The organism is Neisseria sp. Ec49-e6-T10 (genome assembly GCF_051132615.1).
In the GTDB taxonomy this organism is placed as follows: domain Bacteria; phylum Pseudomonadota; class Gammaproteobacteria; order Burkholderiales; family Neisseriaceae.
Genome location: NZ_CP152375.1, coordinates 2234412 through 2260230, shown reverse-complemented (window position 1 = coordinate 2260230; position 25819 = coordinate 2234412). Strand labels below are relative to the sequence as shown.

General features: G+C 36.4%; 25 protein-coding genes and 1 tRNA gene. 15 read left to right on the top strand and 11 right to left on the bottom strand.

What is annotated here, in order from left to right; genetic code table 11:
• Nucleotides 1-115 precede the first annotated feature (115 nt).
• From AADH04_RS11365 to AADH04_RS11340, 6 genes are all read right to left on the bottom strand, one after another.
• Nucleotides 116-1615, bottom strand: a complete 1500-nt coding sequence (locus AADH04_RS11365; protein WP_434777391.1) for a S41 family peptidase — start codon at nucleotides 1613-1615, stop codon at nucleotides 116-118.
• Nucleotides 1616-1717: 102 nt separating this feature from the next.
• Nucleotides 1718-2992, bottom strand: a complete 1275-nt coding sequence (locus AADH04_RS11360) for a murein hydrolase activator EnvC family protein (RefSeq protein ID WP_434777390.1) — start codon at nucleotides 2990-2992, stop codon at nucleotides 1718-1720.
• Nucleotides 2985-4511, bottom strand: coding sequence for a 2,3-bisphosphoglycerate-independent phosphoglycerate mutase (gene gpmI, locus AADH04_RS11355; RefSeq protein ID WP_434777389.1), 1527 nt, complete (start codon nucleotides 4509-4511; stop codon nucleotides 2985-2987). Before gpmI ends, AADH04_RS11360 begins: the two co-directional genes overlap by 8 nt.
• A gap of 113 nt (nucleotides 4512-4624) precedes the next feature.
• Nucleotides 4625-5977: an exodeoxyribonuclease VII large subunit gene (xseA, locus tag AADH04_RS11350; RefSeq protein WP_434777388.1), complete on the bottom strand. Its 1353-nt coding sequence runs from the start codon at nucleotides 5975-5977 to the stop codon at nucleotides 4625-4627.
• 85 nt (nucleotides 5978-6062) lie between these two features.
• A complete protein-coding gene (locus AADH04_RS11345; protein WP_434777387.1) occupies nucleotides 6063-7136 on the bottom strand; it encodes a YeiH family protein in 1074 nt (357 codons plus the stop codon).
• A gap of 281 nt (nucleotides 7137-7417) precedes the next feature.
• The gene (locus tag AADH04_RS11340) at nucleotides 7418-7783 is read right to left on the bottom strand and encodes a hypothetical protein (protein ID WP_434777386.1); all 366 of its coding nucleotides are present in this window, start codon (nucleotides 7781-7783) and stop codon (nucleotides 7418-7420) included.
• Between the two features lie 911 nt (nucleotides 7784-8694).
• On the opposite strand from AADH04_RS11340, the gene AADH04_RS11335 reads away from it, so the two are divergent.
• The 7 genes from AADH04_RS11335 to AADH04_RS11305 all read left to right on the top strand — a co-directional run bounded on the left by AADH04_RS11335 (nucleotide 8695) and on the right by AADH04_RS11305 (nucleotide 13893).
• Nucleotides 8695-9306, top strand: a complete 612-nt coding sequence (locus AADH04_RS11335; protein ID WP_434777385.1) for a MotA/TolQ/ExbB proton channel family protein — start codon at nucleotides 8695-8697, stop codon at nucleotides 9304-9306.
• Nucleotides 9307-9313: 7 nt separating this feature from the next.
• Nucleotides 9314-9742, top strand: a complete 429-nt coding sequence (locus AADH04_RS11330) for an ExbD/TolR family protein (RefSeq protein ID WP_434777384.1) — start codon at nucleotides 9314-9316, stop codon at nucleotides 9740-9742.
• Nucleotides 9739-10755 carry a tetraacyldisaccharide 4'-kinase gene (lpxK, locus tag AADH04_RS11325; protein ID WP_434777383.1) on the top strand — a complete coding sequence of 339 codons (1017 nt, stop codon included), beginning with the start codon at nucleotides 9739-9741 and terminating at the stop codon, nucleotides 10753-10755. The genes AADH04_RS11330 and lpxK overlap by 4 nt, the downstream gene beginning before the upstream one ends.
• Before the next feature lie 37 nt (nucleotides 10756-10792).
• On the top strand, nucleotides 10793-10978 hold the full coding sequence (locus tag AADH04_RS11320; protein WP_434777382.1) for a Trm112 family protein: 186 nt from the start codon (nucleotides 10793-10795) through the stop codon (nucleotides 10976-10978).
• A 5-nt stretch (nucleotides 10979-10983) separates the two neighbouring features.
• Nucleotides 10984-11748 (top strand): 3-deoxy-manno-octulosonate cytidylyltransferase, encoded by a 765-nt coding sequence (gene kdsB, locus AADH04_RS11315; RefSeq protein ID WP_434779840.1) that lies wholly within the window; start codon nucleotides 10984-10986, stop codon nucleotides 11746-11748.
• A 96-nt stretch (nucleotides 11749-11844) separates the two neighbouring features.
• Entirely contained in the window at nucleotides 11845-12498 is a 654-nt protein-coding gene (gene adk, locus AADH04_RS11310) for an adenylate kinase (protein WP_434777381.1), read from the top strand.
• 183 nt (nucleotides 12499-12681) lie between these two features.
• Nucleotides 12682-13893 carry a multidrug effflux MFS transporter gene (locus AADH04_RS11305; RefSeq protein WP_434777380.1) on the top strand — a complete coding sequence of 404 codons (1212 nt, stop codon included), beginning with the start codon at nucleotides 12682-12684 and terminating at the stop codon, nucleotides 13891-13893.
• A gap of 31 nt (nucleotides 13894-13924) precedes the next feature.
• Here the strand turns inward: AADH04_RS11305 and icd are convergent, their stop codons facing one another.
• Complete coding sequence (icd, locus tag AADH04_RS11300) at nucleotides 13925-15169, bottom strand: NADP-dependent isocitrate dehydrogenase (RefSeq protein ID WP_434777379.1); 1245 nt, start codon at nucleotides 15167-15169, stop codon at nucleotides 13925-13927.
• Nucleotides 15170-15332: 163 nt separating this feature from the next.
• On the opposite strand from icd, the gene AADH04_RS11295 reads away from it, so the two are divergent.
• The 5 genes from AADH04_RS11295 (at nucleotide 15333) to AADH04_RS11275 (ending at nucleotide 20332) form a co-directional block, all read left to right on the top strand.
• Entirely contained in the window at nucleotides 15333-15899 is a 567-nt protein-coding gene (locus AADH04_RS11295) for a pseudouridine synthase (protein WP_434777378.1), read from the top strand.
• A gap of 505 nt (nucleotides 15900-16404) precedes the next feature.
• Nucleotides 16405-16821, top strand: a complete 417-nt coding sequence (gene dksA / locus AADH04_RS11290; RefSeq protein ID WP_434777377.1) for an RNA polymerase-binding protein DksA — start codon at nucleotides 16405-16407, stop codon at nucleotides 16819-16821.
• A 133-nt stretch (nucleotides 16822-16954) separates the two neighbouring features.
• Nucleotides 16955-18412 carry a cardiolipin synthase gene (gene cls / locus AADH04_RS11285; protein ID WP_434777376.1) on the top strand — a complete coding sequence of 486 codons (1458 nt, stop codon included), beginning with the start codon at nucleotides 16955-16957 and terminating at the stop codon, nucleotides 18410-18412.
• Between the two features lie 557 nt (nucleotides 18413-18969).
• A complete protein-coding gene (locus AADH04_RS11280; protein WP_434777375.1) occupies nucleotides 18970-19917 on the top strand; it encodes a LysR family transcriptional regulator in 948 nt (315 codons plus the stop codon).
• A gap of 16 nt (nucleotides 19918-19933) precedes the next feature.
• Nucleotides 19934-20332 (top strand): RNA-binding S4 domain-containing protein, encoded by a 399-nt coding sequence (locus AADH04_RS11275; RefSeq protein WP_434777374.1) that lies wholly within the window; start codon nucleotides 19934-19936, stop codon nucleotides 20330-20332.
• Nucleotides 20333-20347: 15 nt separating this feature from the next.
• On the opposite strand, the gene AADH04_RS11270 is transcribed toward AADH04_RS11275, so the two are convergent.
• Complete coding sequence (locus AADH04_RS11270; RefSeq protein ID WP_434777373.1) at nucleotides 20348-22150, bottom strand: extracellular solute-binding protein; 1803 nt, start codon at nucleotides 22148-22150, stop codon at nucleotides 20348-20350.
• Between the two features lie 211 nt (nucleotides 22151-22361).
• Here AADH04_RS11270 and AADH04_RS11265 point away from each other — a divergent pair.
• The 3 genes from AADH04_RS11265 (at nucleotide 22362) to AADH04_RS11255 (ending at nucleotide 23239) form a co-directional block, all read left to right on the top strand.
• Nucleotides 22362-22451, top strand: a tRNA-Ser gene (locus AADH04_RS11265).
• A gap of 318 nt (nucleotides 22452-22769) precedes the next feature.
• Nucleotides 22770-22970: an Arm DNA-binding domain-containing protein gene (locus tag AADH04_RS11260; protein WP_434779839.1), complete on the top strand. Its 201-nt coding sequence runs from the start codon at nucleotides 22770-22772 to the stop codon at nucleotides 22968-22970.
• 8 nt (nucleotides 22971-22978) lie between these two features.
• Entirely contained in the window at nucleotides 22979-23239 is a 261-nt protein-coding gene (locus AADH04_RS11255) for a phage integrase central domain-containing protein (RefSeq protein WP_434779838.1), read from the top strand.
• Between the two features lie 402 nt (nucleotides 23240-23641).
• On the opposite strand, the gene AADH04_RS11250 is transcribed toward AADH04_RS11255, so the two are convergent.
• The 3 genes from AADH04_RS11250 to AADH04_RS11240 all read right to left on the bottom strand — a co-directional run bounded on the left by AADH04_RS11250 (nucleotide 23642) and on the right by AADH04_RS11240 (nucleotide 25710).
• Nucleotides 23642-24541 (bottom strand): hypothetical protein, encoded by a 900-nt coding sequence (locus AADH04_RS11250; protein WP_434777372.1) that lies wholly within the window; start codon nucleotides 24539-24541, stop codon nucleotides 23642-23644.
• Between the two features lie 10 nt (nucleotides 24542-24551).
• Nucleotides 24552-24860: a hypothetical protein gene (locus AADH04_RS11245; protein ID WP_434777371.1), complete on the bottom strand. Its 309-nt coding sequence runs from the start codon at nucleotides 24858-24860 to the stop codon at nucleotides 24552-24554.
• Nucleotides 24861-25095: 235 nt separating this feature from the next.
• The gene (locus AADH04_RS11240; RefSeq protein WP_434777370.1) at nucleotides 25096-25710 is read right to left on the bottom strand and encodes a hypothetical protein; all 615 of its coding nucleotides are present in this window, start codon (nucleotides 25708-25710) and stop codon (nucleotides 25096-25098) included.
• Between the last annotated feature and the right edge of the window lie 109 nt (nucleotides 25711-25819).

Here is a 25819-nt window from a genome sequence, read left to right as displayed (position 1 = left end):
AATAACATATCAGATAACAGTTAATCTAATTTAATATATAAAATAGGCAAGCTCTCGTTGTCTTGATTGCTTGCCTATCATAATTAAATAAAACTTTGTATTTTATTCTATAATACTATTTTTTAGTGGACGTTTTATCTGCCTTTTTAGCCTTTTCTTCGTCTACCTTTTTCTCTGCTTTAGCCGCTAAACCCAAGCTTTGTTTCCATTGATCTGGCGCTTTAATTAAAGCCAGTGCTTTGGCTAATTGTGGATCTTTGCTTGGGTTGGGTTCTCTGGCATTTTTAATGCGCTCTTCAATAGAGAGTTTGTCATCTTCTTTTGTATCTTTGCTTGTGGCAGAACTGTCTTTAGGTTCGCTGGCTTCTTCTGCTTTTTTCTTTAATGTCGTGACTTCTTCTTCGCCATTAGGGTTGGCCAAATGTCCGCCTAAATCGGCTTCTCTTACTTCAAAGCGGTCATTACTGTCCTTTACTTCTACATCGGGTAAAATCCCCTTAGCTTGAATAGAACGATCATTAGGTGTGTAGTATAAAGCCGTGGTTAATTTAATCCCACCACCACTACTTAATGGTGAAATAGATTGAACAGAGCCTTTACCAAAGCTTTGTGTACCCACTACGACAGCTCGTTTATGATCTTGCAACGCACCAGAAACAATCTCAGAAGCAGAAGCAGAACCTGAGTTAATCAAAATGGTAATGGGAATATCTTTAATATATGCAGGTAAACGGCTATTTGGGTCTTTTACCCTACCAATCAAATAGTCAGAAGCCGTTGCGGTTAAGCGCATTTGCACATCATTACGGCGTCCCTTTGTTGAAACAATCAAAGCGCCTTGAGGTAAGAAAGCAGCAGACACACCTACCGCACCGTTAAGTAAACCACCTGGGTCATCACGTAAATCGATTACTAAGCCTTTTAAGGGCTTTTTGTTTTCTTCTGCCATTTTTACGATGGCATCAACCATGCTTTCTTGCGTACGTTCCTGAAATTGTGCAATACGAACATAAGCATAATCAGGTTCAATTAATTTCGAGCGTACACTCACTGTTTTGATAATTGCGCGTGTGATACTGACCACAATTGGTTTGTTTACATCTTTTCTGGCCAAAGTCAATGTCACTTTGGTTCCAGGTTTTCCCCTCATTAACTTAACTGCTTCATTGGTTGAAATATCACGGGTTTGAGTTTCATCAATTTTGACAATTAAATCCCCGCTTTTTACCCCTGCTCGTTCAGCGGGTGTGCCTTCAATTGGCGCAATAATTTTTACATAACCATCTTCTGGGGCAATTTCAATACCTAAGCCCCCAAACTCTCCAGATGTACCTTCTTTCAATTCTGAAAATTCAGTTGGTGTTAAATAAGCTGAGTGAGGGTCTAAACCTGAAGTCATCCCTTTTACAGCATTTTGAATCAATTTATCATCTGTAACAGGTTCAACATAATCACTTTTAATTTTGCCATATACTTCGGCAAAAGTACGTAATTCAGACACAGGTAAGCTATTTTGCTCGTTATTGGCAAAACTTTGTACACTCACACTGAGCACTACTCCTGTTAGTGCACCAGTACAATAAACGCTTATTTTCTTTAACATTGAAGGTTTCATATTGTTTATATTCTCTGTATTTATTTTTAAAGCAAATCTTGATAAGGCAGTAAGCTTAGTCAATTTTAGATTAAGGGGCAAGTTAAATTGGGTAAAAAATATTTATGAAAGCCAAGGTAAAGGGTTGATTGGCTGACTAATATACCGTATTTCAAAATATAGCCCCGTTTGTCCTGCATTATTTTGCCCCGTTGTGCCAATGCTCTGATTCATTTTAACTGAACGACCAGCACTGACACTCATTGAACTTAGCCCCGTATAAATGCTTAAGTAATTTTCTCCATGATCAACAATCACTGTATTGCCATATCCTTTTAAAGGAGCAGCGTAAATAACATTTCCAGCAAATACACTTTTTACACTCTGTCCAGAAGCAGCGGCAATAAAAATGCCTTTGTAAGTGCCACCATCTGGTTGGGCACTGCCAAATTTACCCATTAAATGACCATTTACTGGCATAGGTAAACGCCCTTGAGCCTGACTAAATAAATGGTTATTTTTATTCGTCGCCACAGCCTCCACTTGGCTTTCTTCTTTTACAGAAGGAGCTGGCTGAGTTTTATCTTCACCTTCAACAACAGTATTTGATTGTCCTTGTGGTGGTGTTGATGTTTTACGCTCTTCTAATATAGCTTGGGATTTTGTTTTATTTTTCAAGCTGGATTTTCTTGCCAAACCTCGAAGCAATTGACTTAAATGGCGCTCATCACTTTTTAACTCAGCTAATTTTTTATTCTGTCTGGCAATGTCTTGATTGATTTTATTGTGTTCTACCAGCGCTTGGCTATTTTTATCCTTAGCCTGACTCACCAATACTTGTTTGGCTTTGACCACTTTATCCAAAGCTTGCAATTGCTGTTTTATTTCCTGCTCATTTTGTGCCAATTCAAGTTGTTGATTTCTTAATTCACCGATTACTTTCTGGTTAGCCTGAGTCATATACCGAAAATAAGTTAAATCTCGCCCTTTTTGATTGGGATCATTATTTTTAAGTAATAAAATCAATGCATCCTGTTGTGGCTTTTTATTTTCAATATTCAACAAACGGGCAATTTGGGCTTTTTTATTGCCAATATCAACCGATAGCTGTGTGAGTTGTTGTTGCAATTTTTGTAGCGAACCCCAGATGGCCTTATGTTCTGAATTAAGTTTACTCAGCTCTTGGCGGCTTTTTTCTAAAGCGGACTGTGTTTGGCTAATTGTTTGGGCAACATCTTTTTTGGTTTGGTTTTTACGCTGAAGATCCTTTTGGACAGACTCAATTGCTTTTTTTACCTGTGTTAAATCTTCCGCGTCATCAGGAGCAGCGAACACAAAAGCATTACTGATGCTGAAAAAACAAAGAATCAAGGCAACATTTCTAAGCAATTTACTCATCGAATTCAATTAAACTCTCTCCAGTCATTTCTTCTGGCTTAGCTAGCCCCATCATGGCTAAAAGTGAAGGTGCAATATCCTTTAATGCACCACCTGATTTAATATGGGCTTTACGACCAATATATAAAAATGGTACTGGGTCTAAAGTATGTTGTGTATGCACTTGATCATGAACATGATCAAACATACGCTCACAATTACCATGGTCTGCCGTAATCAACACTTCAACACCTTCTTGCTTGGCAATATCAACAATACGCCCCACACACTCATCTAAGGTTTCCACTGCTGCTATAGCAGCAGATAGCACACCTGAATGACCCACCATATCGCCATTGGCAAAATTACAGATAATCACATCAAACTGGTGTTTTTCAACTGCTTTAACTATATGATCAGTCACTTCATAAGCACTCATTTGTGGCTGTAAGTCATAGGTTTTCACTTTAGGAGAAGGCACCAAAATACGCTCTTCTTTTGGGTAACACGCTTCGTGCCCACCACTAAAGAAATAAGTCACATGTGGGTATTTTTCAGTTTCCGCAATTCTTAACTGGCTCAATCCTAAACTGCTGACATATTCACCAAAACTATTTTTAATCTGATTTGGGGCAAATAAAACAGGGTAAGGAAATTGATCACCATAACTGGTCATGCTGGCAAAATAAGATAACTGAATTTTGGTGCGATTAAATCCTGAAAAATCTGCGGATAATAGAGCTGATGTTAATTCTCTGGCTCTATCAGCCCGAAAATTTAAAAACAGAACAACATCACCATTTTTAATGGGATGACCGTCTTGAATAATGGTCGGTTGAATAAATTCATCATGTTCATTGCGCTCATACCCCATCTGCAAGGCTTCTAATGCACTTTGCGCATAAAAAGGTGCTTTATTATCCACCAGTGCTTGATAAGCTGGTTCTACCCTTTCCCAACGATTATCCCGATCCATTGAATAAAAACGCCCCATTATGGTACCAATACTGACTTGGGGATGTTTTTGAATATAACTTTCTAATGTTGTTAAATAAGGTTCTGCACTTTGTGGGGGTGTATCACGTCCATCTAAAAATGGATGAACCACAATACTCTTCAAACCAAAGGCAATCGCAGCATCCAATGTGGCAAAAAAATGCGCCATATGACTGTGCACACCACCATCGGAAAATAAACCCAGCAAGTGCAAACTCTGGTTGGCTTGTATTTTTGAAAATGCAGATTGTAAAGTGGGGTTATGAGCAAATTGATGCTGTTCAATTGCGCTATCGATACGGGTTATATCTTGCTCAACCACTCTGCCAGCACCAATATTTAAATGACCTACTTCCGAGTTACCAAACTGCCCCTGAGGTAGACCAACATTACGTTCAGAAGCATTAATGGTGTTATAGGGATATTGTTGTTTGAGTTTATCTAAATGTGGTGTATTGGCCAGTGCAACTGCATTATTTTCTTTTTCTTCTCTATGACCAAATCCGTCTAAAATCAACAAAATAACTTGTTTTTTAAGTTGCATAGTCAAAACCTTAAGTGTGCTTTTAAATGATAGTGTGTATCAAAATTTTACTTGATTTTACCAACAAACTTTCATTAGCTGTAAAATTCTTCTGTATTTTACAAACAATTACGTTAAAACGGTAACTCTTCTTGTTTGGCATCTTGATCAGCAGCAACAACATCCAATGTACTGTCTGCAAAAATAATATGTAATTTTTCGTAGGCCTTAACATGGCTTGCACTATTGACTACTTGTTTTTTCTTATTTTGCACAATAGCAAACCCCCTTTGTAACACATTATGAGGAGCAACGGCTTCCAATAATTGTTCTGTTTGCATCAATTGCTGTTTGGCACGAAACATCGATAACTGCATGGCATCATTTAATATCATGCGCTGACGAGACAATTTTTCCTGTTGCTCTTTCAATAAATTGTTCGGATGAGGCAAGCGCTCTTTTTGTAATGACAACTGGTGTGCTTTGCTTTGTAATAATGCATTTAAAAACAACTGTAATTTTTGCTGATACTGTAATAATTGTTGTTTTTGTTGTTTAAGCTGCTGCCTAGGATGAATCAAATTTTTACTCAGCCAATCTAATTTTTGGCTGGCATTGGCATACAAACGCCACATACTTTGCTGTAAATGATTTTGTTGCTGGGACAAATACTGCATAAGTTGCCCCATATCAAAACTCACCAACTCTGCCGCAGCAGTAGGTGTGGGCGCACGCACATCCGCAACAAAATCGGCAATGGTAAAGTCTGTTTCATGTCCCACACCACTGACTATGGGCAAATCTGACTGAGCAACGGCTCTGGCAACAACCTCTTCATTAAAAGCCCATAAGTCTTCAATGCTGCCACCACCTCTACAAACAATCAATACATCGACTTCTTTTCGCTCATTGGCAATATTAATGGCCTTGGCAATACTGTGTTCACTTAATGCACCTTGAACAGGTGTAGGATAAAGAATGATATTTGGCTTCCCCATTCTTCTTCGTAAAGTTGAAAGCACATCTTTTAAAGCGGCAGCAGCAGGACTGGTGACAATACCTATTTTATGAGCATAAACAGGCAGTTGTTTTTTACGATCAGAATGAAACAAACCTTCGGCCTGTAATTTTGCTTTGAGTTTTTCAAATGCTTCAAACAAACGACCAAGCCCTGAAAATCGAACTTCTGTTACTGTAATTTGAAATTCACCGCGGGCTTCATAAATACTGATGTTCCCTGTCAGCTCTATTTGCGCACCTTCTGTTAAAGGCGTACTCAATTTAGAGGCATAACCTTTAAATAAAGCACAGCGAACCTGAGCCATTTCATCTTTTAATGCAAAATAATAATGACCACTAGCCGCTCGGGTAAGGTTAGACACTTCTCCACTAACCCAAATATTTTTGAAGTTATTTTCCAACAACTGACGTGCTTGGGCATTTAATGCACTGACAGAAATAGCCCCAGCTTGAAACAAATCATCCACAATCGAAGTCTTTAAAATAAAAAGTCTGTTTATTCTACCCTAAAGCTTCAATCTACTGCCAATAAACAAATTTAAAGGCAAAAAGTTAAACAAAGATCATTTGGATAAAATGATTGATCACACCTCCACCAAAAATCAACCAGCAAAATAAAAATAAGGCCAATAAAATGGGTTTTAAACCTGCCTGCTTAATGGCACTGATATGCGTTGTCAACCCTAAAGCCGCCATGGCCATTGCTAAAAAAATACGATCTATATCTAATAAAACAGATACCGTTGATTGAGGTAAAATATGCAATGAGTTAAAACCTGCAATGATGATAAACCAAACAGCAAACCATGGTATTTGCTGCCAAATGGTGTATTTTTGGCTATTACTTTGCCTATCTTTACGGTTGATATAATAAGATAAAAAGACCAAAAATGGTGCCAACATCATGACTCGGATCATTTTGGTAATAACGGCTGTATTACTGGCCTCTTCTCCAATAGAATGCCCTGCTGCAACAACCTGTGCCACTTCATGAATGGTTGAACCTGTATAAATACCAAAGTTTTGTTGTGACACAATCCACCAGTGATATTGCTCATTGAGTTCATAAAGCCAAGGGTATAAAAACATGGCTATTGTGCCAAAAATCACCACGGTTGAGACGGCAACCGCCAGTTTATTTGAATCGGCTTTCACAACAGGTTCCGTTGCCATAACAGCTGCTGCACCGCAAATACTGGCACCAGCACCAATTAACATGGTTGTTTGTGCATCTATATGAAATAAGTGCTTACCTGCCCAACAAGCTAAGGTAAAAGTTGAGGAAATAATGATTAAATCAACAATTATGCTGGATAAACCAATTGTGGCAATATCCTGAAAAGTCAGGTTAAACCCATATAAAATAATCCCAGCCCTGAGCAAGTATTGTTTTGAAAATTGTACCCCCTGCCCACAACGCCCAATCATTTTTGAATATAAGGTATTCCCCACGACAATACCCAATACAATGGCTAAGGTTAAAGCACTTAAACCATATTGTTTCATCAAAGGAAAAGTACTTAAATACAAGGAAAGCATACTGATTAATAAGGTCAAAGCAAGACCATAAAAAGTCAGTTTTATTTTAGGGAAATAATTGGCTATTAATGGGTTGATTGAAAACATAGTATTTAGCCTTTGAACATTACTTGTATATACAACAAGTTTATCATAAGCATGTTACAGCCAACAATGACCTAATTTAGCTAAATAACCAAACATTGATTCAGCACAATCATTATTTGCCATTAAAAATGGATAAAGCAGATTATTTTGATTGAGATGTTTTTACACATCTTCGCTCTCTTATGGGAGTTTTTTCTGGACACGCAGCAACTCTTCTTGTTCTTGCTGTCAGCATTGCTGTTACAAGGCCTCTAGTCGATTTCTAGGCATTGCTGTTCCATTTATTTTCTTTTATGTAAATGAGCACCCATTGCATCATTGTATTGACTGTATAACATTAATTTATATTCTTTGACGGCATTTTCAGTACAGGACACAACAGTATTGATGCCCATAATGAGTTCTTTTATATCTTGAATCATGACGAAAATTTTTTCAGTGACATCTATATCTGCTGGGTTTTGATCATGTTGATATGAAGACATCAGTTCAGATAAAACATCCACGCCATTGGCTAAATTTTGGCGGGTTCTTATGGCTGTCTGATTGATTTGAAAAGCTTCTTCGCCTGACACACAAGGGGGATTAATTAAACACTGTGGGCTGTCGGGTCTGATTGTTCTGTTGTTCAATGTGGTTCCTTCCATAAATGCTCACCACCTTGAAAGGGGTGGCGACACAGAACAGGCGTTGATAAACAGACTAAGGACTGCCCAGCTAACGCTGCACCTGATCTGCGCCACCATAGACAATTATGCGGACAACAAATAGACTACGCAGCGGTATCAAATACCGCTGTGTCGCCTCCTTAGAAGGGTTATCAAGCCCTTGCACTAATGTGCATTTGGAATATAACATGACTTTTGAAATTATTACAAACAAATCTTGCATATTAAATATTTTCGATTTAATTATTGCATAGTCATTAAATTATATTCTATTTGTCATTTGTTGTTTCATCATCACAGATGAAGGTTTAGCGCGAAAACAAATAAAAAGCTGGCGTAGAAACGTCAGCTTTTATTAACAGCGCGGATTTTAACATAGGATATAATGATTGTAAGTCAAAATCTAAAAGCAACTTGTGTCATGTTCAATTGAGCTGATACATATATTCAACTGAGTATGTGCCCTCCCAATGATAGATATGATAGAAAATCCTCTTGATTACATTGGGTGGCAACAGTGCCAATAAATCATTGAATTTTTGGTTACTCTGGTATACCACCCTACTTTGTATCAACTTCCTAATGCTGGTGTTGCTTTACCACAGCCATAAACCCGTTGATGATTTAAATTAAGTTATACGCCACTGGATTCAAAGTTGAGGAAACACGCCGCTTGTATTGTAAGAACAAATTTCTGATATACTGACAAAAAGTAAGCCATAAGATGCAAACAACAAACATACTTGGTAATGTGTAATGAGCAACCAAAACTTAGGCTTAACAAAAACACCCAAAAAATACTGGGTTAATTTTTTGATTTATTTAATAGTACTGAAAAAACAATTATCTTTTGCAGTATAAAACCTTAAACATATATTAGGATACTTAGTGTGGACGTTTTATCCATCATTGAAGAAGCTGGTTGGACAATCTGGGTATTGATTGCCTCTTCAGTTGTCTCTTTAGCCATTATTTTCGAGCGCTTTTGGGCTTTAAGAAAAAGTGCAACAACCCCAAGAAATTTAACCGAAACATTTGAACAAGCGGTTGCTGACGGTCAAACAGACTCTTTAAAAAACCAAATTGATTCTTGCTTAGGCAGAATTTTACTGACTTTAGTCAACAGCAAAAGCCAATCTAAAGAAGATTTGGAAGAAGATATTCAAAATATAGAACGGGCTGAATTGGCTTATTTAGAACGATTTTTGACCACTTTAGGCAGTATTGCTGCTATGGCACCTTTAATGGGTTTGCTGGGTACAGTTATTGGTATGATTGAAATATTCGCTTCACAATCTCCTTCTGGTTCTGACCCACAAATGCTGGCAAGAGGCATTTCTGTTGCACTTTATAACACAGCAATGGGTTTAGTAGTTGCAATTCCCAGCATGTTGTTTTATCGTCATTTCAGAGCAAAAGTAGAAGCCATTTTAATGGATATTGAAGTTTCAGCCAGTCATTTTGCTTATGTACTCAGTAAGCATCGCAATACAAAAAAGTGAAACAGTCATGAAATTTAGACGACATCGCCATTATGAACCACCTGAAATTAACTTTATCCCGTTAATTGATGTGTTATTGGTTATTCTTATTTTTTTAATGGTGACCACAACTTACTCTCGCTTCTCGCAAATAGACATCAAACTGCCTGTGGCAACGACCAACAAAGAAGAAAACCAAACAGAGCGACCTGAACCTGTCTTTATTGCTATTGCAGAATCGGGAGACCTTATGGTGGGCAACATCAGTGTACCCAAACATAACCCACAAGCTTTAGCCAACACCCTGAACCAAATTATTCCAGAACAAAATAAAGGCAAAACCGTTGTGGTGATTAATGCAGATGCAAATACTTCTCATCAAAATGTCATCAAAGTAATGGAAGTTGCTCGTGATATTGGTCTTACTCAACTGACTTTTGCTACACAAAACAAATGAGCATAAGTGAGCGCTTACAAAAACATTGGCAAAAAAGTTGCTGGTATTTAAGCATTGTACTCAAACCTTTAGCAGGGTTATTTTTTATCATCAGTTCTGTACGCCGCTGGCTTTATTGCCAAGGTGTACTCAAACAAAAAGCATTGCCCGTTCCTGTAATCATTATTGGCAATATCAATATAGGTGGTGTGGGGAAAACGCCTATACTCATTTACTTGGTTAAAACCTTGCAAGCGCAAGGCTTTACTGTAGGCGTTATTAGCCGTGGTTATGGGCGTAAAAATAAAGAAACCTTGTTGGTTCAGCAAGAAGGTCAAGCTTCTTTATTTGGGGATGAGCCAATCATGATTGCCAAACAAACGAATGCACCTGTTGCTGTATCTTCTAGCCGTTTTGATGCTGGTTCATTACTCCTTAAAAAATATCCAACGCTTGATCTGATCATCAGTGACGATGGTTTACAGCATTATGCCTTAAAACGTGACTTAGAATTAGTGGTCATTAATAATCAAATGGGGTTTGGTAATGGCTATTTGATGCCCCAAGGCCCACTTCGAGAAAACATTCAACGCTTAAATAAAGCCAATGCACTGCTGATCAGTGATTGTCCTGATCAGCAGCATTTATCTGTAGCGCTCCCCAACCATTTGCCCGTTTTTTATTCCTATTTACACGCTCATTCGTTTTATTCTTTACATGAACCTGATTTAACCCAAGCTGCTTTGGCTTTTAAAAACAAAAAAATTGCTGCTGTTGCAGGGATAGGACGACCAGATAAGTTTTTTACCACACTGAAACAACTGGATTTAAACCCGACATGTTTTGCTTTTCCAGACCATTATGCTTATCATGAAGATGATTTACCCAAAGGTTTTGACGTGATTTTCACCACAGAAAAAGATGCTGTTAAATTAAAAAATCTGCCTGTGAAAAATGTTTGGGTCTTACCAGTTAATGTTACAATAGCACCAGATTTAGCATTATGGGTTACTGAGCAATTACATTTGGCTTAATGACTTTTCTCTATTTTTTAGAACACAAGATCAAACTATGGATATTAAATTTTTAGAAATTTTAGTGTGCCCTATCTGTAAAGGCCACTTAACCTATAAACAAGACGCGCAAGAGCTACTTTGTTACACAGACCATTTAGCCTTCCCGATAAAAGATGGTATCCCTATGATGCTTGAGTCTGAAGCCAGAGAATTAACAGAAGAAGAGGAAGCACAAAAGTGAGCGAACTGGTATTTAGTGTTGTTATTCCTGCTCGCTTAGCTTCTACTCGCTTACCCAATAAAGCATTGGCTGATATTGCAGGTAAGCCTATGATTGTACGCGTTGCGGAACAGGCAAGTAAAAGTTTGGCGACACAAGTCATTGTTGCTACCGATCATCAAGACATTATTCAAGCTTGTGAAACACATAATATTAAAGCATTATTGACCAGTACAGAGCATCCAAGCGGTACAGATCGCATTGCACAGGTCACACAAATGCTAAAACTGCCTGATGAACATATTATCGTTAATGTTCAAGGTGATGAGCCTTTAGTCAACCCAGAATTGATCAACCAATTAGCAGTATTATTAGCCAGTAGCAGCGCCCCTATGGCAACAGCAGCACATCCAATTGATGATGTTGCCCATTTATTTAATCCAAATGTGGTTAAAGTTGTTTTAAACGCACAAAATGAAGCACTTTATTTTAGTCGTGCACCCATTCCATGGGATAGAGACAGTTTGGCACAGGATAAACATATTTTACCCAGTAAATTACCTGTTTTACGCCATATTGGACTTTACGCCTATAGAAGCGGTTTTTTAAATGAATATCAACATTTATCCCCTTCTATTTTGGAACAAACTGAATCACTGGAACAACTACGTGTTTTATGGCATGGCAAAAAAATTGTGGTCACACTCACCAATGAAGCCCCCGAAACAGGCGTAGATACTCAAGAAGATTTGGAGCGAGTAAGACAAATATTTAATCAACAAATACTTTAAAAGCGCAATTTGAATCCTCTTTTGGCTTCAGTTACAATATAAAGTCTATTTTAATAAAATATACTCCTTTGCAGCATTTCAACTTAAGGACAGAAAATGAAAGTTTTACTTCTTGGCGCTCCTGGCGCAGGTAAAGGCACTCAAGCCCAGTTTATTAAAGAAGCGTTTAATATTCCACAAATTTCTACTGGGGATATGCTACGTGCTGCTGTTGCAGCAAACACTCCTCTTGGTATTGAAGCAAAAAAAATTATGGACGAAGGTGGATTAGTCCGTGATGACATTATCATTGCCTTAGTGAAAGAACGCATTAAACAATCGGATTGTGCAAATGGCTTTCTGTTTGATGGTTTCCCACGTACTTTAGCACAAGCACAAGCGATGGTAGATGCAGGTGTTGATTTAGATTATGTTGTTGAAATTGATGTGCCTGATCAAAAAATTATCGATCGCATGTCTGGACGCCGTGTTCATATGGCTTCTGGCCGAACCTATCATATTTTACATAATCCGCCTAAAGTAGAGGGTAAAGACGATGACACAGGTGAAGATTTAATCCAACGTGATGATGACAAAGAAGAAACGGTAAAAAAACGTCTAACGGTTTATCACGAACAAACTCAAGTTTTAGTTAATTTTTACAGTCAATTAGCGCAAACTCAAACAGGTAAAGCACCTAAATACATAAAAGTAGATGGCACAAAATCTGTCGAAGCTGTTAAAAATGATATTTTAAAAACACTTAGTTAATGAATGAAAAAAGGTTGCTACTTAGCAACCTTTTTTACGCCTTAAATGTCATCAAAAATCGCTAAATAATATCTCTGTCAAAAAATCCCCTTTTTTATTAAAGTTTGATTTTTTTCGTATCCAATTTCTTTTATCTTAGGCATGATAGAGTGTATTGTGAAAAATAAACGTTGATCAAACTTCATGCTCATCAAATCCCAAAGCTACTCAACCCTTAGTCTGGTTTGTTTATTGGCTGCATTGTCTACTATTGGCCCATTTACAGTCGTCACTGTTCTACCAACCATGGGCGCAATTGGCCAAAGTTTTAATAAATCACCTGAGCAAGTACAATTTATTATTGCCCTATACAGTATCTGCTTTGGTTTAATGAATCTTTTACATGGTGCGCTATCTGATGCAATAGGCAGGAAAAAAGTTATATTTATCGCACTGACTTGTTATAGCCTAGCGTCTTTTGGATGCGCTTTTGCCCCTAATTTAGAAATACTTATTGCGATGCGTATCCTACAAGGCTTAAGTGGTGGTGCTGGTGCGATTGTCAGCAAAGCCATTATTCGCGATTGTTTTTCAGGAATAAAAGCACAAAAAATCATGGCACATGTCACCATGATTTTTTCCTTGGCTCCTGCGATTGCACCCATTATAGGCGGTCAATTATTAGGCCAATTTGGTTGGCAGGCCATTTTTTTATTCTTGGCATTTTTTGGTCTGACTTTATTGCTTTGTGCTTATAGACAATTATCAAAAGTTTACCCTACTGAACCTAAGAAAAAGCTCAATATCACTCTTTTAAGCAAAAACTACCAGCAGTTATTATTAAAACCTAAATTCCTACTGCTAAGCGGTACACTCACCTTCAGCTTTGTGGGTATGTATCTGTTTATCCACTCAGCCCATCAAATTCTGGTTTATCACTTCCATATTCCCGAAACGCAATTTGCATGGTTATTTAACCCATTAGTCTTGGGCATTATCTCTGGTGCTTTTTGTAGTGGGCGAATAGCTGGTCGTGTATCCGACAAAACAATCGCCATCATTGGCTATGCAATCATGTTAAGCAGCTCATTAAGTATGACTGTTTACCACCTTTATTTTCAGGCTTCTTTATGGATGGTGATTTTACCTTTGGCTTGTTATGCATTTGCTGCCTTCTTTATTGTCCCCTCCTTAACAGTTTCTTTAATGGATATCATACCATCGCTTAGAGGTACGGCTTCTTCTCTTCAAAGTAGCATGCAATCACTTTGCGCAGGTATCATTTCAGGAATCGTTGCACCTTTAGTATGGCATGATATAGCCAGTTTAGCAGGCACTATGCTGTTTTTTTGCTTATTAAGCATTATGATTGGCTTAATCTATTTTTATCTTACCCCAAAAAAAAGCGTCCTTTAAAAAGGACGCTTTTCCCATCAGAAATAAAATATTACATTCTTTCAATCATTGCCTGACCAAATGCAGAACAACTGATTTCATTTGCACCATCCATCAAACGAGCAAAATCATATGTTACCTGTTTATCAGCAATAGCTTTTTCCATAGAGCTAATCACCAAATCCGCTGCTTCAGTCCATCCTAAATGACGCAACATCATTTCGGCAGATAAAATTAAAGAGCCAGGATTCACTTTATCTAAACCAGCATATTTTGGTGCAGTACCATGAGTCGCTTCAAAAACGGCGTAATGGTCAGAAATATTAGCGCCTGGCGCAATACCAATACCACCTACCTGAGCAGCCAGAGCATCTGAAATATAATCACCATTTAGGTTTAATGTCGCAATCACACTATACTCTTCTGGACGCAACAAAATTTGCTGTAAGAATGCATCCGCAATGGCATCTTTTACGATAATTTCTTTGCCTGTTTTTGGATTCTTAAAGCTACACCATGGGCCTTTATCAATGACTTGAGCACCAAACTCTGTTTGGGCAAGCTCATATGCCCAGTCACGGAAACCACCTTCAGTGAACTTCATGATATTGCCTTTATGGACAATTGTCACAGATGGTTTATCGTTATCAATTGCATATTTAATTGCAGCACGAACCAAACGTTGTGTACCTTCTTTAGATACAGGTTTAATGCCAATTCCAGAAGTTTGAGGAAAACGAATTTTCTTCACACCCATATCATTTTGTAAGAAATTAATGACTTTTTTTGCTTCTTCTGATTGAGCTTGCCATTCAATCCCACAGTAAATATCTTCGGTATTTTCGCGGAAAATCACCATATCGGTTTTACTTGGATCCTTTAAAGGAGAAGGCACGCCCGAAAAATAACGTACAGGGCGTACACATTGATATAAATCCAATTCTTGACGTAACGCCACGTTCAATGAACGAATACCACCACCAACAGGCGTTGTCATAGGGCCTTTAATAGAAACCGAGTATTCTTTTAAAGCGGCCAATGTTTCTTCTGGTAACCACACATTTTCACCGTAAACATGAGTCGCTTTTTCACCTGCAAAAACTTCCATCCATTCAATTTTTTTGCTACCAGCATACGCTTTTTCTACAGCTGCATTAATCACAGCAATCATGACAGGGGTAATATCTGCACCAATACCATCACCTTCAATAAAAGGAATTATGGGATTATTTGGAATAGGTTGATTAGGGACAATTTTTTGACCACTTTGGGGAACTTTAATAAAAGACTGACTCATATTTTCTCCTTAATATATTATTTTACATGAGTTTTACATCAAAAATTATGCAAACCTGATATATTTATTATGATCAGGTTTAAATGTAAACCTTCACCATCTCAATGAGAATATTTGTTATTATGCGCTAATTTACACAAAGGTGCCACACCATTAAAACTATATGGACCATTTAATCGCATTTAATAAACCTTATGGCATGATTTGTCAATTCTCAGAACATGAAAAACACCCAACACTGAAAAGCTGTATTAAACAATCAGGCTTTTATCCTGCAGGTCGTCTAGACACGGACAGTGAGGGGCTACTTTTATTGACAAATAATGGTAAATTACAAGCCAAAATTGCAGATCCTAAATTCAAGCTCCCTAAAACTTATTGGGCCCAAGTTGAAGGAATACCGACAAAAAAAGATTTAACCCCTATTTATGAAGGTATTCAATTAAAAAACGATACTTATGCACCTGCAAAAGCACAGCTTTTAGCAGAACCAGAGCAGCTTTGGCCTAGAAATCCACCAATAAGGGAACGCAAAAGCATTCCTGTATCATGGATAGAAATTCAAATATCTGAAGGAAAAAACCGCCAAATACGACATATGTGTGCTCATATAGGTTTTCCATGTTTACGCCTAATACGAGTCAGCATTGGTTCACTTAATTTATTTGATTTAAATTTGGCTCCTGAACAATATCGCTTTATTGATTCAACAAATCTTTTTAGAAGATAAATTTTTACTAAAAGGTTGTTATCTTAATTTTTATAAATTCTAATTTCTTAATTAAAATTTTATTTCCAATACAAACCTTTTCACACCATCAAAAATGACAATAATATATAAAAACAACACACCAATTAATAAATTTATTTAACAAAAAAAACAAAATAAAAAGCCAAACTCATTAAAATTAATAACAAGAAAAATATATATAATAAGTTTTTTTTGGGCATTTGTTATATTTTATTGAGACAATAGCATTTTTATTTGCAAAAAATAAAATACCGATTACATTTTTTTATCAAAAAAGATCAACATATTACAAAAAAGCAAAAAAATCCTTATTCAATATTTTACTGGATTTTGTTGTACTTATATCGAAATTCAACCTACACACCCAAACCTATTTTAATTATTCCATACATTTTTCTGAAAAGCTGTGTTAGTATCCACCTTCCTAAAATAAGTTTGGATCAGTTCGTTCGATTTGAACGGCACTTAAATAGAGAGTACGAATATGGCTAAATTAACCGAACAGGACATTATTAGCTGGAATGGCAAAGAAGAAGACTATATGAATGCCGACCATCTAGAATTTTTTAGGGAGCTTCTCATTAAGCTCCAAGACGAGCTCATTAATAATGCAGCCAATACAACAAATCATCTACAAGAACAAGAATCTACTCCAGACCCTGCTGATAGAGCCACTTTGGAAGAGGAGTATGCTTTAGAATTAAGAACAAGAGATCGCGAACGCAAATTGCTCAATAAAATTCAAGCATCTTTGCGTCAAATTGATGATGGCAGTTACGGTTTTTGTGCTGATACCGGTGAGCCAATTGGTTTAAAACGATTATTGGCTAGACCTACTGCAACCTTATCAGTAGAAGCGCAAGAGCGCCGAGAGCAAATGAAAAAACAATTTGCTGATTAAGTTTTTATAGATTTTATAGGTTCAACTGATAAATAAAAGTTGAACCTATGCTTGTCTGCATGTCATTCATGATCCCCTTTCAATAATTCGTCACCTTATCTTAAAATGATATATTTAAGATAGAGAATATAACTTGACCATTACACTATCACACATCGTTAACTGGTTTTTAATTGGTTCATACTGGTTTTTAGTCGCAACTGTTACCCTAAAAATTCTGATGAAACGCCGCCCTAATGCCACGACAACAGCTTGGTTACTGGTCATTTATATTTTACCTCTGGTCGGCATTATTGCTTATTTATCATTTGGCGAATTAAATATTGGCAAACGTCGAGCAATGCAAGTAAAAACCATTTGGCCAAACACAATCGATCAGCTCAATTTGTTATTAAAACCAAATCAAAACAGCATACAAAAAAACCTAAGCACTACTGCCCAACCCTTATTTAATCTTTGTCAATTCAAACAAGGCATTCCCCATACATACGCAAATGAAATCCATACATTTACTGTTAGCCACGATACTATGGCTCAAATCATTGCGGACATTCACTCAGCCACTGACAATATCAAAATGGTTTTTTATATCTGGTCAGAAGGAGGTTTTGCCAATGATGTTGCAACAGCGTTATGTCTGGCAGCAAAACGAGGCGTAAATTGCCAATTAATGCTTGATTCGGCAGGGAGTCACCATTTTTTCAAAAGCACTTCATACAAAAAAATGAAAAATGCTGGCGTGCACATAACCCAAGCACTTCCTGTGAGTTTACTCAGACTATTTTTTCGCCGAATGGATTTACGCCAACATCGAAAAATGGTTTTAATAGACAACTATATTGTTTATATTGGTAGTATGAACATGGTTGATCCACGTTACTTCAAACAAAGCGCAGGCGTGGGAGAATGGGTTGACTTAATGATTCGCATGGAAGGCAGTATTTGTTTATCAGCTCAAGCCTTATACAATAGTGACTGGGCTATGGAAACCAGACAACCTCATTTACTTTCCTTATCCAATACATTACCAATTGAAACGCCCAGCTATCTCACTCAAATAATTGCATCTGGCCCAGGGTTTTCTGATGACATCATTCAACAAACACTCTTAAGTGCCGTTTATTCTGCACAAAAGCAGTTAATCCTAACAACCCCTTATTTCGTCCCCAGTGATGATCTTTTCCACGCTATTTGTACTGCCGCAGCTCGTGGTGTTATGGTCTATTTGATTGTACCTAAAAAAGGAGACTCAAAACTCACTAATTGGGCCAGCCATGCTTTTTATGCAGACTTATTGGATGCTGGCGTTAAAATCTATGAATTTGAAGGTGGTTTATTGCATACAAAAAGTATCCTTATAGATAAACAACTTAGCCTTGTTGGCACAGTTAATCTAGATAAAAGAAGCCTTTGGCTTAACTTTGAAGTCACTGTTGCAATAGACAGCGCTCACTTTGGCAAAAAATTATCAAAGATACAACACTTTTACTTAGCCCAATCAACCTTGTTATCACCAGAAAAATGGGCCAGTCGTTCATTATTTCAAAGAGTACTAGAACGCCTCTTTTATTTCTTTAGTCCCTTCTTATAATTCATCTTATTTCATTATCATTGCAAAAATTAATGGAAATTTTCTTACATAATTCACCAATAATAGTTTCTGTTATAAACTTACCTAAAAATTACCCATGCTTTTAAAAATATTTTTATCAATTTTTTAAAGCAAAAACCTAAAAACCAAAGTATAATTTAAGAAAAACTATACAAACAAAAAACAAAATTTATAAACAAAAAAGCTAGCTGTAATTTTTTTATTTATATAAAATAATTTTATTTCTTGTTATATTAATAATTTATAGTTTATAAACATATTTATTTTTGATAAGGTCATAAACAAAACAAATATAATTTTTACCATAATGTAGAGAAGATAAGTATTTTTCGAACAATAACCCTACACATTTAAAAAAATTTAGTAAATAGTCTAATTTTTTATGATCTACTTATTTACATTTATTTTATTTTTAAAATATACTTATCCCATGTTTTGATTATGGTCAATAATTTTAAAGTTTTTCGTAATCTTGCTAAATTATATACGTTACATGAAAAATATTTTCAATATTTAAGAGGATAAGGGGTTTGTAAATGCATATTCTACGTTCATTAGCAGTGTTTATGAGTGTTGCAGAAAGCGGTAGTTTTTCTGATGCGGCAAGACGCTTAAGCGTTTCACCAGCAGCAATTAGCCAAAGTATTGCTCGACTAGAGCAAGACTTAGGTGTGCGCTTGTTTAACCGTACAACTCGTAATTTAACCTTAACAGAAGATGGGCGTGCACTTTATGAGCAATGTAAAACGCCTATTGCACAACTTTCATCAGCTATTAGTGGTACACGAGAGCATAATGATGAGCCAGCAGGCACACTACGTGTTAGCCTTCCCAATGCTTTTGGCCAAAACTTTGTTTTACCTCTTATCCATGAGTTTAACCAACGTTACCCTAAAATCAAACTATTCCTAGGTATGGGCGATCACTTTAGTGATTTAATTGAAGACGGATACGATATCGGTATCAGAATTGGTATGTTGCCAGACAGCCGTATGTCTGCTCACCCTCTAGCACCTATCCCTCAATATGTAGTAGCGACACCACAATACTGGCGTGAACATGGCAAACCAGAAACTATTCGTGACCTATTGAACCATAACTGTGTAAATTATCAATTCCCAACATCAGGACGTACCTATAAATGGGAATTTGAAAGAGATGGTGAACGCGTTCCTCAAGAGGTACGTGGCAGCGTAACAGTTAATGAAATCGCTGGTGTAACTAGCTTAGTTTTATCTGGACTTGGTGTAGGCCAATTACCTGGCTTTGAAGTAATCGAATACATTCGTTCAGGCGAACTTGAGCCTGTTTTAGTTGATTTTGTGTCTTCTCATCGACTAATCACAATTTGTTTCCCTCATCCAGATGATTTACCTTTAAGAGCGGAAATATTTGTGAAATTCCTAACAGAAAAACTACAAAATCATCCTGATATTGTGGCAGAACTACCTAAAAAATATCAATCTAAAAAATCTAAAAAATAAAGTAGATCATTAGATTATGGTAGAAACTACTGCATCACAAATGCGTTTAGATAAATGGTTATGGGCTGCGCGTTTTTTTAAAACGCGAGCCCTGGCTCAAAAACACATTGAATTAGGTCGTGTATTGGTCAATGGAGATCGGGTAAAAAACAGCAAACAAGTACAAGTCGGTGATATGTTAGACCTAACCTTAAATAGCCTTCCATTTAAACTCACCATACAAGCATTAAATCACCAACGTCGCCCTGCTCCAGAAGCGCGATTACTTTATCAAGAAGATCAAGCGACGCTTCAAAGAAGAGAAGAATTATCGGCACTAAATCAAGCAGCCCATCATTCACAAGCTCATACAGATGGACGTCCAACGAAAAAGAACAGACGTGATATAGAAAAACTCAAAAAGAACTGGGCATAGTTATTATTCGTGTCATCATGAACCCTTGTTGGCTGATGTTGCCCACCATGTTTCTAATACCCAACTTTGGCCCTGATAAAACTTAGGCAGTTGTTGCGGAGAGCTAAAACGATTCCACCAAGCAATTTTCAACGATGTTGGGTACCAGTTCGGCACAACCAGATATTCATTTAATAATACTCTATCTAAAGCGTGAGCAGCAGTCATCAACTGTGCCCTATTTTCAAAATGGGTGAAATTTTGCAACAATTTATCTACTTGAGGGTTACAATACCCCGCCCAATTATCTGACCCTGTTGTCTTTGCAGCAGCACAGCTATGAAAATTTAATTGTTCATTACCAGGACTTTGACTGGCAGCATAGACGACAATTGTCATATCATAGTCAAAATCATTTAATCTTTGTTGATACACAGCAGGATCAACGACACGCACAGTTAAAGTCACCCCAATTTTGGCTAAATCTTTTTGCCATTTAGCGGAGACCCTCTCATACACACGGCTAAAGCTTACAAACTCTAATTTTAAAGGCACACCTTTAGCATCAACTAAAAGCCCATTCTGATACCGATAACCAGCATCTAATAATAGTTTTCTGGCTTGTAATAAATTAGGTCTAATACCTAATTTTGGATCACTTATAGGAGGCTGTGGCACATCTTCTTCAAATACTTCTTTTGGTAAGCTATTTTTTAAAGGCAATAATAACTTCAGCTCTTCAGCAGTTGGTTTACCCTTTGCAGCCAATTCACTATTGGTAAAATAACTATAACTCCTAACATATAAATTATAAAAAAGTTGGCGATTCACCCATTCAAAATCAAATGCTAAACTTAATGCTTTACGTACATTTCTATCTTGCAAAAAAGGCTTTCGTGTATTAAACACAAAACCTTGTAAGCCTGCCCCATTTTCCGTGACAAAAGTATCTTTAACGATTTTTTTATCATCAAAATTTTTACCGTTATAAGCACGAGCCCAATTTTTAGCAATATTTTCAACAGAAACATCAACCTGTCCTGCTTTAAATGCCTCCATTCTGGCAACATCGTCTTTATAATACTTAAAATGAACTAAATCAAAATTATACATTCCTTTTCTGCTGGGTAAATTTTGAGCCCAGTAACCAATATCTCTTTCAAACTCAATAGATTTACCAAAATTGACCCTTTTAATTTTATACGGCCCAGAACCAATAGGTGCTTGATTGCTTTTTTCAAAGCCATCAGGAAAACTCTTATGTGAAAAAACGGGAAGCTGTCCTAAAATCATGTGTAATTCCGAATTCTTTTGCTTGAATTCAAACCTTACTGTATAGCGATCAACAGCATATGCTTTTTTTACGCCCTCCCAATAAAAGCGAAATAAAGGATTAGCTGCTTGATTTTGAGTCAACAATTGAAAAGAATACACCACATCTTCAGCCAACACAGGATCATTATTATGAAATTTGGCTGTACGATTTAAAGTAAATGTAACAGAAAGCCCATCTGGCGCAAGCACAACATCTTGAGCCAATAAGCCATAAGCAGAAAAAGGTTCATCTTCACTTGCTGTTAATAATGTTTCTACCACTAAAGTATCAACGCCAGAAACCTTATCCCCTTTTAAGGCAAATGGATTCAAACTATCAAACCCACCCACGCTCGGAAAAGTTATGGAACCACCCTTAGGCGCTTGGGGGTTAACATAATCAAAATGGGTGAACCCTGGCTGATATTTAGGCTCATACCCCAACGCAACCCCAAAGTCAGCAAATGCTGCTGTTATTTGACATAGAGCACCGACAAACACACCATACTGAAGCAATCTTTTCATTATGTTAATATATTTTTTACAAAAAAGTGAGCGTAACTTATTTTTAAAAAAAGAACCAGTCAGAAACCCAAAATATATATGATAAAAACGTGAAATGACTTTTCTCTTGAATCAAAAAAACCAAATAACAGCCAAGTAATATAAAAAATATAAAATTACTCTTGGCAATAACTAAAATATAGGTTATCATTCGCCCTCGTTGTACAAATGCGGAAGCGTGGCAGAGCGGTTGAATGCACCGGTCTTGAAAACCGGCGAGGGTGTGAGCCCTTCGTGAGTTCGAATCTCACCGCTTCCGCCATCTCCTTCAAACTCATTTCAAATTTTTTTATCTTCTGTCATCTACAGACATCCATTAAGTCAAAAAAATTCAATTAGTTACAAAAGAAATACGGAACGCTCTGTTTCCATTTTCTGTCTATCTTGGTCCACGTTAAATGATACAAATCTACACCTCGAGTGCAGGTCAACGTATAGGTCAGAAATGAATACTCAATTACATAAATTTTCAGCTTTATTCGTTCTTAAATTAACTAAACCGGGAATGCACAACGATGGAGGAGGACTTTACTTACAGATAAAATTAAATGCAAAAAGTAATACCATTCGAAAATCTTGAATATTCCGCTATAAATTAAACAAGATCACAAAAACAATATGCCTAGGCCCTTTAAGCCTTGTTAGTTTATCTGAAGCACGAAATAAAGCATTTGACTGTAGAAAATTACTACTTGAAGGCGTATGTCCTCATGAGCATAAGTTAAAACAAAAACGACAACAGCAATTAGCGCAATTTAATAAAATTACGTTTGCTGAGTAACGCTCTATATTGATGCTTTTAAAAGTGGCTGGAAAAATGCTAAACATGAACAACAATGGTCATCAACTCTTAATACCTATGCTTTCCCTATTATAGGTAAAGTCATCGTTTCTCAAATTGATACAAACATAGTTTTAGATGTGTTAAATCCAATTTGGTCAACTAAAACTGAAACAGCCTATAGGCTGCGTGGACGAATTGAAAAGATTCTTGATTGGGCTAAGGTAAAAGGATTTCGTGATGGAGAAAAAAATACAACACAGTTATAATATAAAATACTGTGTTGTATCTCTCTAAGTGTTATTTATAACGACCTTAACCTTTTCCTTTGAGAAATTGCTTAATCTAGGCAATATGTTTTTGTCCGGTTTCTCTTTGTTTTTCTTTATTGTTCTGCCGTCAATTTTGTCTTGTATGTGGGTTGTTTATCAATACAAGCAGATTCTTGTGCAGTCTCTTGAGACTCCATGACATACTGAATATCAAGACCAACACTCAAATGAAAAGTACCGCAAGTTGCGTTTGCTGCTAATATTAATAAATATTATGCATGTTGGAACAATAGAAAAAGCTCCTTATATATAGGAGCTAAGACGTTTTTTGCTGCTGAACTATTATGCAGTTTTAGCACAAATTAGGCATTTTTATGCAAAGTTTTAACACGATTCATTTTAACCAAAACCACGGCCACCGCGTTCTTGTTGTTGCGCCAATTGTAGCTGTCTATCTAGCTCTTTTTGTTCTAAATCCCCGTGCAACTGGTTAGCCTCTTGTAAACGTTCGTTTGGGTTCGCCTTTGATGCTTCAATAGCATCAACCGCGGCAAAATCACGCTTATTATTAGCCACCACATAGATTGTATTTTTTTCTTCATTTATGCCCATATGAGCAATTTTATCGGAGTTTATTCCTTTTTTTATACATTCATGGGTCATTTCTGCAAGCATGGGAACCGTCCATTTTTCGGCTCCTTTCTCGGCCAATTGTGGCGCCAAACCTTCATATAATTTATCGTAAACGTTTTTTACATCATTATTAATTGTATTTTCACCAAATAAATTCCATGACGATTTTTTGGATTCTATTGGTGGACTAGGTTTATCTATACTTGTAGGAAGCTTTTTTTCTAAAGCATTAATACTTTTTGTGAGTTCTCTTGGTGTGTCAGTAATAAGGTATTCACTTGCATCTATACTTTGCCCTGTGACATTTGAATATGTTTTGCTTGCCCAAGATGCACACGTATTTGTATAACCCCACTCTACATTCTCTTTTAAAGCCTCCTCTAACTTCTTAGCTTGATCTGGTGTTAATTCAACATATCGACTCGCTGTTGGAGGGTTAAATATTGGCTCAGATTCAATTCCTTTTCGGATATCGCTGGCGGGGCCATTGTCTAGGCTTCTCGTTGGATGATTATCAGGCCACAATCCATAATATTCAGTTTTTCCATTACGCGTTACAGTTATCCATGCGTGACCATCAGTCAATTCTGCCGATGAACCTTGCCCCTGATTATTTGGGTCTAAGATAGTGTGAATACCTAAAACAATTTTATCTTTATCAGCCATTAATTTAATCCTATGGGTAAATTTGTTCTTCCGCATCAAGATATACCATTACAATTTTCTCACCATTATATGGCAAGAAAACTTCAGACATACGAGATTCATCAAGGGGAAGTTTTGTTTCCAGCATAGGTTTACAATTAGAGTTTATATTGCATCTGTCAATATAAACTTTAGTCACTCCACCATTGGTTACATAATTTACCCCTTTTGAATAAAAAACCGTTTCGGGAAACTCTCTATATTTTATACTGAGTAAATTATCTGACACTTTATTTACGATAACAGGTTGGACACTATTTTTTGAATAATGAGGCTTCATTTTAACTCCAGAGCAAGCAAAACAAATACAAGAAACTAATAGTATAAGAATTTTTTTGTAATACATAATATTAATCCCAACGTGTGACTAATTGATTTGTATTGTAGCAGAAAGAATATACCTAAAAAGGATAATTATGTTTCAATTCTATAACAATGACAAAGTAAGTTAAAATAAAAATACAAACTTTTAAGTTCGTTTTGCTAATAATTCTTTTAAATAATCAGACATATACTTACTCCTTTAAACCATATTCAGATAATTTTTGCTTATAAAATATATCTTCTATTTTTTTAAGATTATCTTTTGAACCAAAGTAATTTTCTTCAAATTTTCTGACACTAACCACTTTTTCTTTTTGATTCTTTAATGCCTCATTAAGTCCCGAAAAATCACTAAACTCTTTTATAAAATCATCTGGCGGCGGCGGATATAACACGTCAATTAAATTTTCTTTCCATATAACAAGATATATTTTTTTATAAATTTCATTTAATTGTTTTTCTTGTTCCTTTGATACTTGAATATTTTTACTTAAAAAATAAGAATTAGTAAAACCATTATCATCAAATATCTTTCTACTTTCAGGGGACATACTGTATCGACTACAAATAACAACACGATCTTTTAACCAATACTCTTGTATATCAGGTTCAGGATGTACCCTAGGAATACGATGTTTATAATTCATGATTGAAAAACATTGATCAACAAGCCTTTCAATTAAAGATGTATCTATTTCCACCCAAGCAGAAGGCTTATCTCGAGGAGAGTATAAGCCTTGAGCAATAACCAATTGAGTACAACTTAACAAGTTTATCAAGCATAGAATAATTATTTTTTTTAGCATTTTTGGGCGCCTTTGGCATTTCTATATGTTTTCGGCATTATAGCCCACAAAAACAAAATAAAACAATTATCAGAAAAAATACACAATTTGAAAATAAATAGAAATTCAA